This window comes from Cognataquiflexum nitidum (assembly GCF_022538055.1).
Classification (GTDB): domain Bacteria; phylum Bacteroidota; class Bacteroidia; order Cytophagales; family Cyclobacteriaceae; genus Cognataquiflexum; species Cognataquiflexum nitidum.
Window position 1 is genome coordinate 20,048 of record NZ_JAKZAM010000002.1, and the last position, 16,745, is coordinate 36,792.

Consider the following 16,745-nt stretch of genomic DNA (forward strand, 5'->3'; position numbering starts at 1 on the left):
TTTTGGGGCATTTGGAAGATGGTAGGAAAATCAACTTTCAAATGCTTTTTTTTGATTTGTCCTAGGTCTTGGTATTAAAATCCGCATTGATTTTTTTTACCTAATTGAAGAATATCTTTTAGGTGTCAATGGTCCTAAGACCCTGAGAAAAATCTTTTTGTATTCACCAAATTTATAAATAACCGATTAAATAATTCCTTCATAATGAGACATGTGCCAAGATTGATTCCGAACGGATAATCATTTACTTTAGGATTATGAAAAAACAGATAATACTTTATTTCTTTCTACTTCTCCTTGGCTCGAGGATGGAAGTATCCGCTCAATCTTCTGAGGAACAGAATGTTTCCAAAGCTATAGATGGATTGGTTGTGGCAATGATTGCTGCTGACAAAGACATGCTTAACGCCCAGCTTTCTGATGCCCTTCAATACGGACATTCAAGTGGACTTATCCAGGATAAATCAGGTTTTGTCAATGAAGTACTCAGCAAAGCACCTCTCGTCTACCAATCAATCGAAAGAGAAAAGGAAGTGATCAAATTATCCAAAAAAACAGCCACAGTGAGCCATATTTTGGTGATCAAGGGCAAAAATCCCACAGGAGATCCGGTAAATCTTAGAATTGGTAATATGATGGTATGGGAAAAGGAAAAATCGGGATGGAAATTGTTGGCAAGGCAAGCTTATAAATTGTAGTTAAGTGCCATTTGCTTTTAATGCAAAAATCCTTGATCGAAACCATGTCGGCAGAGATCAAGGATTTTATTTTTGGAGGCTATTTGTTGAAAAAATGCTAAAATTGGTTTGGTGCATTATCCGTAGATCAGTTTTTTCATGTGATCCACTGAGATCGGTTTGATGATGTACTCTTGAATTTCAGGTATTTTGGTGATTGGATCAATGTCATCAGGATGTATAGAGCTGCTGATCATCACTATTTTAAATTTGTTTTTGGTTTTTTTATCAAACTTCATGAATTGTTGTAAGAAATTCCAACCATTTGTCTTTGGCATATGTAAGTCCAATAATACGAGTTGCTTTTCACCACGTTTTTTAGGCTGGGGCTTCTCAATGTTTGAACTTATGTAATTCATTGCCTGACTGCCGTCGGGAAGAGATATCACCTCTCCCTCAAAACCCAAGTGGTTAATAAGTTTTTTGTGAACATGATTTGTGACAACATCATCATCGACCAAAATGATTCTGTTCCATTTATTTGTGTAATTCATAGCAGGGTGAACTATATAATTCCGGGTGAGCTATTTGGTATTTATTAATTTGATTTTTAAATCTAATAAATTACTTTTTAAAAAAAGAAATATTGGTTTGACAATTATATCATAAAAGTACAATTTTTTTATAAGTAACTGATTTTCAGGTAAATAAAATATTGTCTTTAAACCCATATTATGAATTTAATATGCTTTTTATCCCAATAAAAACGCATCTTAAACTTTTTTTAAACTTTTTCATTTTGTTTGTATTCGATTTTTTCAAGATTAATTGAAAATTTTCAAGTAAAAACAAGAATTTTAAATAATGGATAAATGTAGTTGAGCTACTTTCAAACATTTTTAACCTTCCTTCCAAAAGGAGAAATATTTAAATCATATTTTTAAATATTTATCCTTTTTTAAGTTTTTTTGAAATATTATCCTAATTGACTTTGTAGATTTGATCTAAATCAATTCCCTGTACAGTTGATTCCTGGTTAAAATCAAGCGAAATACTTTTTAGGATGATTTTTAATTGATTTTAAGGCTGGTTGCAAAATTGCTGCCAACTTTTTTTTGGTTTTTGGATCTTACTTGGATAATCTTTCAATTCAGAACTTTTCCACCAATACCTGATTTAGAATTAAAAGCTAGTATAAAGCTTAGCTGTAAGGGAAAAAAATTAAAAAAGAAGGTTGGTTTTTTTATAATAGTTTATCTTTAAGCATTATTTGTTTTGCTTAAGAGACTTTTCCCACAGGAAGAAATGACGTCAATCAATCAATTTTTTAATGTTTTAATTGGAAAATATAACCATACTGTTCAACAAATTGGTATTGGTGATTTTGTTGATATGCCAACTGAACAAGGATTAGATATCAAGTTGATATGGGTTTTGGCTTTGTTGCTGATAGCAGTAGCCATGTTTGTCAAAAATAAGCCCCGGATGGATGCAGTTGGTGTAATTATGATCGCAGCATTGCCATTTACAGGGATAATAACAGTTGAAGAGACGCTCATTGGATTCAGTGATCCAAATATCATTTTAATTGCTGTATTGTTTGTGTTGGGTGAAGGATTGGTAAGAACAGGAGTTGCCAGAAATATAGGGGATTGGATTAGCAATAAAGCAGGAGGAAATGAGGTTAAATTGTTGGTTTTATTGATGTTGGCTGTAGCAGGACTTGGTTCTGTAATGAGTTCAACTGCAATAGTAGCAATTTTTATTCCTGTGGTTTTCAGGATTTGCAATACCACAGGGATATCTCCAAGTCATCTGATGATGCCAATGAGTTTTGCTGCCTTGATAAGTGGCATGATGACATTGATTTCAACGGCTCCAAACTTGGTAGTAAATTCGGAGCTGATACGTCAGGGCGAAGGAGGTTTTGATTTTTTTACGATAACGCCATTTGGACTTTCAATTTTGTTTCTTGGGATTTTGTATATGCTATTCGCGAGGAAATGGCTTCCTGACAATGCTGATAAACTTGGCAAGAAAAACAGAAAACCTACATTTAAAGATTGGATAGAAAAATATGACCTCAAGACTAGGGAATACAGGGTTCAGATTTTGGAAGGTTCAGTTTTGCTACAATCCCTTATTAGTGAATTTAATCATTTGGAGGAAAGTGTTCACCTTATCGCAGTAGAAAGAATAGATGGCAGGGAAGCAGTTTTTATCAGGCCTTCAAAACAAATGACTTTCCTGGTAGGAGATATACTGCTTCTTGATGTAAGATTAGATAAATCTTTATTGCAGGAAGTTTGCGAGAATTTAGGAGTTGAGTTGATTAAGCTTTCCTCAGGCAAAAAATACCTGACCTCACTCTCACAGGAACTCGGAATGACAGAAGCCATTATTCCAGCCCAATCTCTTTTTGTCGGAAAAACGATAAAAGAGGCAAGGATCAGGGCTGAATCAGGTCTTACGGTCACAGGTCTTTGGAGAGGCACTCACGCGATTACTGACGAATTTTTGGACCAAAAATTAAAAGTAGGTGACACAATTTTGGTAACTGGTTTTTGGGAAGATATCAAAAGGATAAGTCAGGAAAAAGACAATTTGGTATTGCTTCATCTACCATCAGAATTTGATGAAGTAATCCCTGCTGCCAACAAAGCACCACATGCCATCATTATTCTGACTGTTGTAGTTTTTATAATGGTGACCGGATTGTTGCCCAATGTGCATGCTGTCATATTGGGATGTCTCGCGATGGGTTTCTTTCGCATTTTGGATATGAATAGTGCTTACAATTCAATTTCTTGGAAAAGTTTGGTTTTGATAGTCGGCATGATGCCGTTTTCAATTGCGCTACAAAGGACTGGAGGGGTAGAAATGGCTGCGAATGGATTGCTTGCAATAGTAGGGGAAAAGGCTCCCTGGATTGCATTGGGCTCTTTATTTTTTATTACTGCAGTTTTGGGCTTGTTTATTTCTAATACTGCCACAGCTGTATTGATGGCTCCTATTGCCATCGCGATGGCATATGAGTTGGAGCTTTCGCCTTATCCATTTGCAATGTCAGTTATTTTGGCGGCTTCTTCAGCATTTATGACTCCTGTATCCTCCCCGGTAAACACCTTGGTTGTAGCTCCCGGGAATTATAGTTTTGGGGATTTTATAAAAATTGGAGTGCCATTTACCATCATCGTGATGATCATTGCTGTTTTTCTGATACCCTTGATTTTGCCATTTTAATCATTGATGACAAAGAAACCCCAACCTCCTGGACTTAGGATAATGAAGCTCTCCAATATGCCTTCTTGGTAAAAGTAAATGATTTCTTTTGCAATATGGGATGCACATCGACCTGATTTTGGCTATGATAGCAGGATTGCTTTCCCTATTTGAATTAAGTAATGCCCGGATTGAAAAATGGATGGGCAATAGAATATGGTTTCTTTACTTTGATAGTGAAGACATCATTTATTAAAGTGATACGGCCACTTTCCTAGGATTCAAATGCAACCTCAAATCCCAAGATTTGGAATATTTTGAAAGATTTTATGGGATCAACAGATTCTAGGCTTATGCTGATATAGTTTTGCATAATGCTAAAGGAAAATCTTTCTCCTCTCAAATCTATTTCAGGGTTGCCCTCTACCAAATTAATCCAAACCATGCTGGGGTCAGAAAGTAGTCGCCCAATTTGGTGGCATGTACCTCAATGAATATTTTCAATTGCGAGACCTCAAATGCCCAAAATTACTTAAAATGCTTAAGTCTTGCCCTTGCAAACATGGCTGCATTTAAACCAATATTAGCTTTTTTGCTCTGCTTTTGGCCTTTTTTGATGTATACCTACCTCAAACTTGTTTTAAAAAAAGGCTAAAATAGTGAGATTTTTTCCCCCAAGGCTGATAGGGGCCATTCTTCGCGAGACCTTATAATCATTTCAAAGATTTACGTTTTAAGGATTTTCGTTAGAAAGTATTTCGTGTTGGAAAAACACAAATAATTCCGAAAAAACCTTGTTTGTATGAGTCGTTTATAGTTATCTGATGTTTTGCCACTAGCTCAAAAATATAGAATTGAAATGCGGAGAATCAGTCCATATTCTTCAGCCTATAGTCGGCAGCCATACATGATTTTCAATCCGGGTTTATATTTTTTGTGGCAAGAAAGCACGCAAACTTAAAGTTATTTATTAGCAAGTAAGCCCGTTTATAATCATAAATATGCGTTTCCGCAGTGTTGCACGTAGTGCTGTAGGAGGTTGTATCGAATACTCGTCCACGGACGGTAATTCACCTGGTGTTTAATGGCTCCTCCAACAAATTATTGTTTGGCTACGTGCAAGAAAGCGGATACACATAATCGGTAATTTGAAAATGAAATTACCTGGATTTACTCCTCAAGCTCCCTCAAATAAATTTAAAGGTCTATTAGCAAATTCTTCCCAATTAGAGGTTCAATCAATTTTCCTTTGATTTTTTTCTGATTCGATTCTAATATATCCCATGGTTCCATTCTTGGTTCATCAGAAAGGTTGAAAGTTCCAAAATGCATGGGGATAAAAAATTTTCCTTCTAAAGTGTTGAAGGCATCAATGGCATCTTTTGGGCTGATATGGGCTTGGTGCATAAACCATTCAGGCTTGTAGGCTCCGACACCCATCAAACAATAATCGGGTGTTCCTAGGGTTTTTTTGATATCAGCAAAGTGAGGTCCCTTACCGCTATCCCCCATGAAATAGATAGAGTAATTCCCGTTTTGAATGTAAAAACCTCCCCAAAGGCTTTTGTTGTCGTCCGTCAGCCACCGCTTTGACCAATGTCTGCTGGGAACATAAGTAATGGTAACTCCACTATCCAAGAGGGAATATTGCTGGTACCAACCGGCTTCTTGAATGGTATGACCATTGGTCCAACCATTAATCAAACTTTCCAGACCCAATCCTGTCAAAATTTTGAGAGAAGGATTGACTTTAGCAATGTATTTTATGGAATTTTCATCACAATGGTCTCGGTGGTTATGGGACAAAAGGATATAATCCAATTTTGGCATTTTTTCTAAAGGAAAAGGAAGGGAACTTTCCCTTTTCAAAAATGTATTGTCAATAAGTAGGGGATCGGTAAGGAATACTTTACCATGGATTCTCATCAGGTATGTGGCATGGCCGAGCCATATAAGGTAATCTTCTTGTCCATCAAAAACTATTGAATCAAAATCTACCGGTAATCTCCTGATTTCTGATTTTTTTTCCTCTTTTTGAGGGTTTTTACTCATCTGCCACTTTAACAAATCTCCAAGATTTGATTCAAATGGATGGTATAAATTGACAAATCTTCCTTTTTCATCCAATGGATTCCCCTTCCAATCCTGATCAGGTTGTATGGTAACTAGTTCAGGATTGGAGGTGAACTTCAACGTTGTTTTGTTTTCATCCCCATTTTTCATCAAAAAGAAAATTACGGGGACCAAGAGGATGTACAGATAAGACTTGTTTTTCATTGGTATGGAATTGCAAAAACGTCGAAAGTTTATGCAGCCAATAGTTCATGAAGCAAATCCGACGGGGTTTCAACACGGGCGATTTTTTCTTCTTCCAGAATTTTGTTGAGCTCAAGTTCAAGTTCGAAAATAAGGCCATCTACAAATACCCTATCCATTCTAAGCTCTTTGTAAAAATTAGCAGATTTATTCTTTCCGGATAGTGGAATACCATAGCTACGGAATATTCCTATGGCTTTTTTCATGTTTGCTATTTTGTTCATGGTAAATAGTGATTTTGAATAATAATTGGTTTAGTTTTCTTTTTATGTTTTGCGAAATTTCCAAAGCCCTGTTCGTTTTGTAAACCTGCATTATTTAACCTGATGAATTAATGCTGTTTTGAAAATGATCACTGATACTAGATTCTTGGAGGAAGTAATTTATATACTACCGGAGTAACAATCCTAGATAGGAGGGTAGAACTGACCAATCCTCCTATAAGTACTATTGCCAAAGGTGAAATCAAGGGGTTTGTTGACCAAGCAATCGGCAATAATCCACCTATAGCAGTCAGCGTGGTCAATACAATTGGTAAAAACCTTATCTCTCCTGCCTCCCTTATGGCTGTATCAAGAGATTTTCCTTCTTCCCTGAGTTGATTGGTGAAATCAACTAATAGGATGGAATTCTTAACTTCTATTCCTGCAAGGGCAATCAAACCGATGATCGCTACGAAGGATAAAGAGTTGCCTGTTAACCATAATGCGATTAAAGCCCCAACCATTCCCAAAGGAATTACGGATAATACGATGATAGTACTCTTAAAGGTTTTGAAGAGTAAAATTAAAACAGCAATAAACATAAACACAGTTACAATGATTACTGTTTGAAAACCGCCAAATGACTCTTCTCTTGTCTCCATTTCTCCCGCCATCCTGAAGGAATATCCTTCAGGCAATTCCAATTGTCCTACTTTTTTGGCAACATCACTGATAACCCTGTCAGTAAGGTATCCTTCCTGTACAAATGCCGTGACGGAAACTGTGCGGTTTTTGTTGTAATGGTTGATAAATAATGGTGAACTTTCGAATTCAAGGTCGGCGATCTGTTCAATGGGAATTGCAGCTCCTTGGTTGTTATTGATAAATAATCTATCAAAACTTGCCAATGATGCTCTTTCTTCTTTCGGGCTCGTAACAATGATTTCTTTTTGCTCCCCCTTGTCATCAGAATAAGAACCTATTTTTAATCCGGCAACTGCCAACCTTACTGTCCTGTCGATTTCCAGAATATTTACCCCCAAAGACCTTGCTTTTTCTTTATGGATGGCGACTTTGATATCGGTTTTGAGGTTTCCAACAGGATTATTGACATAAAGGGTGCCCCGGGTATCCATGATTAATTTTTCTACTCTTGCGGCAATATTACGTAGGCTGTCGAGGTTTTCACCAGTTAGCCTTACTTCCACAGGTGCAGTGACAGGAGGTCCTTGTTCAAAGTTTTTAACCTCGATTTTGGCACCAGTAAAAGATCTAAATCTCGTCCTCAGACTTTCTGTGATTTTGCTTTTCTCACTTGCAGATGCATCAGGATCCAATTGGACAAAGATTTGGGCAAAATCAGTTCTTTCATTTTCAGGAATGACATTGTAATATATCCGAGGATTTCCCTTGCCTACATTGGTAGAAAAAAACTTAATTTCCGAAATTTCTCTTAAAGCTGACTCTACTTTCTTAGTGACGGCATCGGTCTCACCAATTTTGGTTTGGATAGGTGTAATTATATTTATCAGAAACTGGGGTTTTTCTGAGGCAGGGAAAAGGCTAAATCCAATTATGGGAAACAAGGTCAAAGATGCTCCAAAAACAACAAATGAAAGGATCAAAGTTTGAACCGGTTTGTTTAGTGCTTTTTCTAACACTGGGGCATAACTTATAGAAATGGCTTTTTGAAGAGACCTTAAAAACAGATTGCCGTGATTTCCATCGACATGTTCCTTCAATAACCTGCTTGAAAGAAAAGGGATGATGGTCAAAGAAACCAGCATAGAGGCCAAAACACTTGTGATTACCGCTATGGGAAGGCTTCTCACAAAGTCCCCAGAACCTTCAGGAAGAAAAACCAAAGGCATAAAGGCAATGATCAAGGTTATGGTACATCCTATTACCGACAGGCCAATCTGCTTTGTTCCCAGAAGGGTTGCTTCCATTCTTGAATGACCTTCCCTTATCCATCTTTCAATATTCTCTACCACCACGATGCTGTCATCCACCAAAAGTCCCAGTGCAACTACTAAACCTACAATGCTCAATTGGTTGAGGCTAAATCCTAAGGCATCGAGCAATACCAATCCAATGGCCAATGAAAGTGGGATAGAAATCATCACAATAGCTGCTGCTCGGCCCCCCAAAGGCAAAAGTGTGATTGACACCAAAAGGATCGCAATAAGAAAATCAAAGCCCAATCCACCCAATCTTTTGTTTACAAACTCAGCCTGATCAAAAGCTAAAACCAAGTCGATGTTACCGGGAAGGCTGGATTTGAAGGATTCCAATACAGGAAGATATTCCTTTTGGACTTGAGATATATTCCCGCCTTCTTTCAATGCGGCAGTTACAAAAACTGTTCTGTATCCATTTAATCTGGTGATGTGCTTGTTTTCCTTATAATCATAATGAACATAGGCAATATCTTTTAAGGCTATGCTTTTGTTTTGAAATGAATAGACCTGAGTATTCTCTATTTCCTCCAAATCCTTATAATCGCCGGAGGTTTTCACATTGAAAGCTTTTCTTCCGGCCTCAATCGAACCGCCCGGGATGTTGCTGATTTCGCTTTGAATGCTGCCCACTACTGCCTGAACCGGAATATTCATTCGGGCCATTTTTTCAAGGTGGAGATCTACGCGTACGATTTCTTGTGGAAGCCCATAAATCTCCACTTTCTTGAGGGAATTGACTTTTTCCAACTCTTCCTGAAGTCTCTCGGCATACTTTTTCATGTTTTCGCGAGAGCTATTTTCACTGATCAGGCCTATCTGAAGAATGTTTACATCGGAGGGAGTGACTTTGTTGATATCTATGCTGTATATATCCTCAGGAAGTTCTTCTCTCATGCTGTTGATTTCACGGACAAGTTCCTGGTATTTGTTATTGACATCAGATTCATATTTGTATTCCACATTGAGTACAGCAACTCCATCAGAAATTTTTGTTCTGATTCGCTTGATGTCTTCAAGGGCATAAATTCTTTTTTCCAGAGGGTCGACCACGAGCTCTTCCATATCTGCAGGACTCGTGCCCGGATACACGATGATTACCGGAAATTGGGGAGCATTGGTAGCTGGATCCTCACTCCTCGGCATATTTAAAAATGTGGTCAATCCTACCGCTATGGTCATCAGAAATATCACCAGAGTAAACTGGTAGTTTTTCACTGCAAAGTTTGAAATACGCATATCAGTCTTGGATTGAGATGGAAGATTGGTCAGTCAGATAAGCACTTCCTGATATGATCAGCTTTGAAAATCCTTCCAATCCTCCCGTCACCTGTACTTTATCGGAGTATATTTTCCCGATTTGGATACCGATTCTCTGGGCGGTAGTATCGTCTTCTGTTATAAAGACAAAACCATTTCCTGCATTTGCGTCCAAAATGGCCTCATATGGCACAAACCAGGTAGTTTGCAATGTTGCGACTGATAGTTTGGCATATCCAAACATCCCTGAAGCAAGGTATTCGGGCGCTTTTTCAGTAAATTCTATTTCCACTTGGTAGGTACCTGTCATGGGATCAGCCACTTTTGCTTTTCTTTTTATTTTGCCTTGAAAATACTTTTCAGAGTCCACTGCGGTAGATATCCTGACCTCATCGTCTTCTCTCACCGTTACCCACTCTTTATCAGATAAGGAAGCTTTTAATTTCCAGCTTCCCTGTCCTGATCCGTTTGTCTGGAATACAGGAGAACCCGGAGCAATCTGTTGGCCGGCATTAATGAATTTTTTTAACACATATCCGTCCCTTGTAGCCCTGATTTGTGAATAATCTTTGTTGAAATTGGCTGCTTCCAGACTTTGTGCTGCAATATCAAGTGCAGTTTTACTGTTTTGGGCCTGTTCTAAGGTCGCTACTGAGTCAAGTAAGAGTCTCTGGATTCTTTCATAATCCCTTTGCGATTTTTCAAAACCCAATTTTGCTTGAGTTACCGAAGTATTGATTTCGGTAAGGTCCAATGATGCAAGAAGTTGGCCTTTACGGATAAAATCCCCTTCTGCTACCAATACCTGTGCGATGATACCACCTGTCTTAAATGAAAGGAAGGTTTCATCATCAGTGGTAAATTGGCCTGTCGCTTCTATCTCAAGTTTTTCTTCAGATGGAATAATTTCCTGGATTTTTACCGGAATCTTTCCTGCGGGAATATCTGTATTCAAAGAATTTTCTGCTTTGCCGCAGCTTTGCAGTATAATCAGTCCTAGGACCGTTGCAATCAGAGTAGTTTTAGGAAATTTCATAATGGTATTAATTCAATGATTGAAGTTCTCTTTCTAAATCCGCGACAGCAGCCAAAAGGCCATAGTTAGCGATGGTCAATTTTAATTCGGACAAGGTGTATTGGTTCCTTGCATCAATAAATTCTATAAGTGAATTGGTTCCTTCCTTGTATCCTCGGTCAATCAGTCTCAGGTAAGCAGATGCAGACCGTAGGTTTTGTTCGGCGGAGTATTTGGCAGCCTGTGCTGCTTGGATATTGTTTTTTGAAGCTCTGATAGCCATTTCAATCGAATCGTCCAATAGATCGGCCTGATTGGAAATCGATTTCAGTTCATTTTGGGTACGGGTGATCTGGTTTTTGTTTCTACCTCCCTGAAATACCGGAACTGCCATATTGATTCCAAACAGGATGTAGCGGCTTTGTCCTGTAAAGTCAAAGTCAAATCCCTGCATTCCAAGGTCAGCAAAAGTGTTTAGTCTTGGGATGGCAAATTTTTGGTTCATCTTCAATACAGTTTCCTGAATCGTTACGGCTGTTTTTATTTTCTGCACTTCTGCCCGATCAGTAAAATTCTCATCCTCCATCAATCCCTTAATTTCACTTTCTGAGATGGCTTGAGTTTCAAAAACCACTTCACTTTCTATCGGTCTGTTGATCAAAAAATTAACGTAGTAGGCTGCATTTTTTCTCCTGTTTTCAGCTTCAATGAGTTGGGAATTGATGTTTTCTACCTCACTTTCTGCCCTTAATACCTGCGCATGCAAGCCTTTACCATTGGCAAAAAGTGATTTGTTGTCCTTTAGATTCTGCTCTACCAAGATCTTTGATTCTATCAATATCTGCTTTGCAGTATAGGCAAGGCAATACTTATAATATGCCTGTTTGATGTTTCGGGCAAGCTCTGCTTTGTAAATTTCTATTTCGTATTCCTCTATTTTGACACCCTGTTCGCGAATCTGTCTGTTGTATCGAAGATCCGGGTTGATGATAGGATAGGAGACCCTAAGGCGGGCGTCGTAAAAATTATTGGGTAAAAATTGTTCCTCTATATTTTCAAGTTGTGGGAAGGTCTGACGATTCTGTAGTGTATTTAAGGAGGAATAGACACCGTTCAGCAAATCTCCAAGAGGCAAAATAATGGCTCGTCCACCATTGGCAAGGGTGTAGTTGGCGGCAAAATCAACAGAGGGAAGAAAGAGGCTTTTGGCATCCTTCAATGCCAAAAGGCTTTGATCCAGGGATATGCTCTTGTCTTTCAGTACAAGATTGTTTTGCATCCCTTCCTCTAGGTAACCTGCTAGAACAGATTGTCCCGGAGATTTTTCTAATATTCCAAAGAATACCAGGGACAGTATCAAAATTTTTTTGTGGAAATTTTCCATTTTTATTTTAATGTTAATTTAATGAACACTGTTTAATATAAGATTAAAAAAATATCAGCAATTGTCTAGAATCAACAAAAACGAATGATAACTGTTTTCTACGATTTGATCGATCTCGGCAGCATTAAGAACAATCACCCTTTTTCTGATTTTCAGAGACACCATACCATGGACTGTTGACCAAATCATAAATGAGAGTGCCTCTAATTTATGTCCTTTAAAATGGCCCTTTTGCATACATTGATGTACAGTCGATCTCAATTGATTAAATGTAGAGTCCCCTTCAATCCAACATTGGTCATCCCTTTTTTCTACAAAGTCTATCGGTGCTTCAATGATGAACATCAGGTCATACATATCGCTATTTTCTAAGGCAAATTGTATGTATATTTTACCCATTGCCTTTAATCGACTCATGGGGTCATCTACAGCACCAAGAATTTCCATTCTTTTTCTCAATTCCTGAAACCCTTCCTGATGCAAGGCATGAAAGATTTCATTTTTGTCCTGAAAATAATGGTAGATAATTCCCGGACTGTATTCAATCTCATCGGCTATGTTTCGGATAGAAGTTTTTTCGAAACCTCTTTCTATAAAAAGCCTTTTTGCAGCTTTTAGGATTTGATCCTTCAGTTCTTCTTTTTCACGTATTTTTCTCTCAGCTACACCCATGATAAATTTTTACACATACAAATATAATTGAACAGTGTTTAATGACAAATAACTTATTTTATTTTTTTTCAAATTTCAATGAGGACAATGGTAAGGTCATAAGGTATCAGTTTTCTTAGTTTTGGTAATAGAATATTTGCCTATATATGATCTATTTAGTCTATTCCATTTAATACACCTTCCAATTTTCAATTTACTTTTTTTTACTTTAAATTGAAATGGGTTGCGAAAGTTCTTTATGCAAAATTCATTAAAGTCTTTTAGGTCCCAAATCCAATTTTATCCATCAAAAAACTCACAATCCAAAACCTTAGATAACCATGAAATCAAGAAGAGACTTTTTACAAAAACTGACTGTCGGCGCTGGGATGTTGCCTCTCGCTTTTGGTTTTACACCCAAACTAGAAACTCAGTACTTCTTTGACGAAGTGCAAGAGGGTCTTGTGCTCAAAGTGGCAATCATGGGGCTTGGTAGCTATGGCAACCGTGTGGCAGAAGCTATGAAAGACTGCAAGCGAGCCAAAATCACCGGAGTAATAAGTGGAACGCCATCTAAGGTTAAAGACTGGCAATCCAGGTACAACATTCCTGACAAGAACTGTTACAATTATGAAAACTTCGATGCTATCAAGAATAACCCGGACATAGATGCGGTCTATATCATTACTCCCAATGCGCTACATCATGGGCAATGTCTCCGCGTAGCGGCAGCGGGCAAGCACGTCATCTGTGAAAAACCCATGGCCATCAATGCCAAAGAAGGTCAGGAAATGGTTGATGCATGCAAGAAAGCCGGAGTAAAACTTTTGATCGGTTACAGGATGCATTTTGAAGCCAACACGCTTGAAGTTGTCAAGTTGCGAAGGGAAGGGGAGTTTGGAACCATCAAATTCTTCCAAGGTCTCAGTGGTTTCAAGATAGGAGATCCTACCCAATGGAGGTTAAATAAAGCTTTGGCAGGAGGCGGCGCAATGATGGATATCGGAATTTATGCCATCAATGGCTCAAGGTATATGATAGGGGAAGAACCTGTCTGGGTCACTGCGCAGGAAGAGAAAACAGATCCTGTAAAATTTAAGGAAGGGGTAGATGAGACCATTACTTTTCAAATGGGTTTCCCAAGCGGAGCAATGGCCTCCTGCCTGTCCACTTATGCAGTAAGCTATCTGGATAAATTTTTCTTAGTGGGAGAAAAAGGATTTGCCGAAATGCAGCCTTCCACTGGATATGGCCCCATCAAAAGCTGGACTAACAAGGGTCGCCTTGATCTGCCCCATGTCACCCATCAGACCACACAAATGGACCAAATGGCGATGATAATCTTCGATGGTAAAGCACCGATTATACCTGTGGATGGTGAGGAAGGAGTCAAGGATATGAAGATCATTGACGCTATTTTTGAGGCGGCAAAAAGTGGAGCAAGGGTTCCTTTAAAACTGTAATTGGCCCTTAAAAATCATTTGCCTGTGAAATTCCGTGCTTGAAATCATGGAGTTTCACAGGCTTTTTTGATCAAATACTTTCTCAATTTTTTAGGCTTTAAATAACCTTTAAAGATCAGTTAAAATTAATTTTCAGAAAGAATTAAAATTTCAAACTTTTTCCATTGAAAAATTAAATCGACATCATTTTGAAAATGAATTACAATTTTATTTTCAAAATAATTAAAAAATTGACAATCAATTAAATACATTAATTTTCCAACTTTATAAAAACAATTATTTCCTACTCATATTAGGCTTTTGGAACATGAAATTCCAAAAGGATTTTTTCTTAGAAAAATGGTAAATTATTAATCAGAAACACCGTTTTTTTTCAGATTACTTCTATTTAAGTTTGATTCAAATTTATAATGTTATAAGAAGATTATTTATTGTTTATCCGTTGTGTTATCTGCAGTTCGGTTTCAAATAAATGCCCAAAATGAAACAGCTACTGTTTATTTGCTAAGACCACTTTTGTGTGGAATTAAATGAGACTAGCGGGAAAAAAAAACTTGGCTTATTTGGAGAAAATAAAGAATGCCTTTGAGGCAATTTCCACCCATTCAAAATCGCTCAATCCAACATCTTTCTTTGCTTTGATCTAGTGGGCAATAGATCCACATTTCATTTCAAAGGTATATTTAGCAATAATTTTTGTCCTGACAATCAACTCTCAAAACCAAATTTAAATTAAACTCAATTATTCAAAAACAACAGTAATTTATGAAAAGAACAATTTTAGTTTTATTCTTATTGACGGGCGGTTCATACAATTATGTTGCTGCCCAAAATACCAAGCTTTTAAGATTTTTAATTGAAGGAGGATTGGCCTTAGGAGGCGATGATGTCGCTACTGTAAATTTTACCAACGGGCAATCTCAGAGGGTAAATGCAGGTCAGGGAATCTCCTTGGGGGTTGGGGCTGAATATGCCATTCCAAGTCTTGAGAGTATCAGACTGAGATCTTCTGTGGGGATCAAATATGTGACCACAGCAGCAGATAATGCCCATATCAGACTGACCAGAATTCCAATTAATGTGAGTGGAAATTATGTTTTCAATGATACTTGGAGACTGGGATTGGGAATGTCCTTTCATACCAATGTAAAATTCAATGCGGGTGGTATCGGTGATAATTTCACTCTTGGAAATGCTTCAGGCCCTTTTATAGAATTTGCCTACAAATGGGTAGGTCTTACTTACACCACAATGAACTATGAAGGTATGCTTGGAGAAACTTATAATGCCAATTCAATCGGTATCACATTCTCAGGAGTTTTACCTAAGAGAAATTGATAGAATTCATCACTTGACCTTCACAGATTGTTGATTTGTTCTTTTAAATTAGTAACCCACCAAGTATTAAAAAACCTGTGATTTCGCAGGTTTTTTTGTTTTATGCCGGAATCTGCTTAATCCTATTCAAGAATCAAATCTTTTGCAGGTACAGGAATACCTGCAACCTCTTCTAAAAATTTTTTTGTTTCCCTCAGGACACCTTCCCAATCTTTGGAGGTGATGCTTGAGGCAATGACATGGTCCCCGGATTCAGGAAAAGCTACTTTCACCTTTTTATCTTCAGACGTCTGAATCTGATCGTACATTTCAAGCATTTTTGGAACAGAAACTACTTTGTCCTGTTCCTCTTCGTTTTTATAGTAATATCCCAAGAACAAAGGCTGATGGATTTCTTTAAACGTCTCAGCATTCATTTTGCTTCTGATCAATATGCCAAGGCTACGGTAACTGTTTAAATGGTATTCTCTAGACCAATATTTTGCTTTTTCACCCTCTCTGTTGTTGATGATCGTTCCGTTTTCATATTGGAATTTCTCTGCCAGAAAAGACCACCATGGTTTGAAGAAGATTTCCAAGGAATCACCATATTCTTTCACACAAGGGGAATAGAGAACCAAAGCCTTCATATCAGGTCTTTCGGAAGCAAGAACCAATGACAATGCCCCACCCATGGATGTCCCCACGATGATGACGGAATCTCCAAGACTCTTACCGACCATATAAGCCTCCCTTACCTCATCAACCAACTTCTGGGCAGTCAGATGTCTGAATCCGTCTGGCCGGCTGATTCCATGTTCGGGAAGTCTTACTAAATACAAATTGGCACCAAAATAATCCGCAAGTTCACGGTGGACCGGATCTCCTTCCATATTACTAGCGCCAAATCCATGGATGTATATAATAGAATAAGGGGTTTTGCTCTTGTTTACACTATCGGCCCAGACTATTTTTGCTTCATTTCCAGTTTTCAGCCCAAGTACTGTATCACTTTTGGCTTGGATAAATGCCTGAAGTTCGCCCATTCGTGTTGGTACACTTGGGTATTCACCTGACAAGTTCTCCACTTTGGATTTTGGTCCCAAGATGTAAATGATGGCGAGGAGTATCGCAAATCCGAGGAAAAACTGTAACGTTTTTTTCATGGGTCGAAGTAATTGAAGTGACCATAAAGCTATAACCTTGCTTTCATTTAATCAATTTCTTCTTAGGAATTGAAAGACAATGTGTATTGAATTTTTTGACATATGATAGATTG

Annotated in this window: 12 protein-coding genes; 4 read left to right on the plus strand and 8 right to left on the minus strand. The window is 37.9% G+C overall.

Translation table 11 applies throughout. The features are described from left to right. Nucleotides 1–257: 257 nt before the first annotated feature. A complete protein-coding gene (locus MMU07_RS01345; RefSeq protein WP_241124032.1) occupies nt 258–698 on the plus strand; it encodes a nuclear transport factor 2 family protein in 441 nt (146 codons plus the stop codon). Nucleotides 699–814: 116 nt separating this feature from the next. Here MMU07_RS01345 and MMU07_RS01350 read toward each other — a convergent pair whose 3' ends face one another. Further along, complete coding sequence (locus tag MMU07_RS01350) at nt 815–1,231, minus strand: response regulator (protein ID WP_241124033.1); 417 nt, start codon at nt 1,229–1,231, stop codon at nt 815–817. A gap of 838 nt (nt 1,232–2,069) precedes the next feature. Between MMU07_RS01350 and MMU07_RS01355 the strand changes: the two genes are divergently transcribed. After that, the gene (locus tag MMU07_RS01355; RefSeq protein ID WP_241124034.1) at nt 2,070–3,920 is read left to right on the plus strand and encodes an SLC13 family permease; all 1,851 of its coding nucleotides are present in this window, start codon (nt 2,070–2,072) and stop codon (nt 3,918–3,920) included. 1,176 nt (nt 3,921–5,096) lie between these two features. Here the strand turns inward: MMU07_RS01355 and MMU07_RS01360 are convergent. The 6 genes from MMU07_RS01360 to MMU07_RS01385 all read right to left on the minus strand — a co-directional run bounded on the left by MMU07_RS01360 (nt 5,097) and on the right by MMU07_RS01385 (nt 12,707). Further along, a complete protein-coding gene (locus tag MMU07_RS01360; RefSeq protein ID WP_241124035.1) occupies nt 5,097–6,176 on the minus strand; it encodes an MBL fold metallo-hydrolase in 1,080 nt (359 codons plus the stop codon). A gap of 29 nt (nt 6,177–6,205) precedes the next feature. Further along, nucleotides 6,206–6,439 (minus strand): acyl carrier protein, encoded by a 234-nt coding sequence (locus MMU07_RS01365; RefSeq protein WP_241124036.1) that lies wholly within the window; start codon nt 6,437–6,439, stop codon nt 6,206–6,208. A 137-nt stretch (nt 6,440–6,576) separates the two neighbouring features. Continuing rightward, entirely contained in the window at nt 6,577–9,615 is a 3,039-nt protein-coding gene (locus MMU07_RS01370) for an efflux RND transporter permease subunit (protein WP_241124037.1), read from the minus strand. A 1-nt stretch (nt 9,616) separates the two neighbouring features. Continuing rightward, entirely contained in the window at nt 9,617–10,672 is a 1,056-nt protein-coding gene (locus MMU07_RS01375) for an efflux RND transporter periplasmic adaptor subunit (RefSeq protein WP_241124038.1), read from the minus strand. 7 nt (nt 10,673–10,679) lie between these two features. Next, nucleotides 10,680–12,035, minus strand: a complete 1,356-nt coding sequence (locus MMU07_RS01380) for a TolC family protein (protein WP_241124039.1) — start codon at nt 12,033–12,035, stop codon at nt 10,680–10,682. Nucleotides 12,036–12,089: 54 nt separating this feature from the next. Next, on the minus strand, nt 12,090–12,707 hold the full coding sequence (locus MMU07_RS01385) for a TetR/AcrR family transcriptional regulator (protein WP_241124040.1): 618 nt from the start codon (nt 12,705–12,707) through the stop codon (nt 12,090–12,092). Between the two features lie 320 nt (nt 12,708–13,027). Between MMU07_RS01385 and MMU07_RS01390 the strand changes: the two genes are divergently transcribed. Both MMU07_RS01390 and MMU07_RS01395 read left to right on the plus strand, forming a co-directional pair. Continuing rightward, nucleotides 13,028–14,149, plus strand: coding sequence for a Gfo/Idh/MocA family protein (locus MMU07_RS01390; RefSeq protein ID WP_241124041.1), 1,122 nt, complete (start codon nt 13,028–13,030; stop codon nt 14,147–14,149). 765 nt (nt 14,150–14,914) lie between these two features. Further along, complete coding sequence (locus tag MMU07_RS01395) at nt 14,915–15,487, plus strand: hypothetical protein (protein ID WP_241124042.1); 573 nt, start codon at nt 14,915–14,917, stop codon at nt 15,485–15,487. A 122-nt stretch (nt 15,488–15,609) separates the two neighbouring features. Here the strand turns inward: MMU07_RS01395 and MMU07_RS01400 are convergent, their stop codons facing one another. Beyond that, nucleotides 15,610–16,632, minus strand: a complete 1,023-nt coding sequence (locus tag MMU07_RS01400; protein ID WP_241124043.1) for an alpha/beta hydrolase — start codon at nt 16,630–16,632, stop codon at nt 15,610–15,612. Between the last annotated feature and the right edge of the window lie 113 nt (nt 16,633–16,745).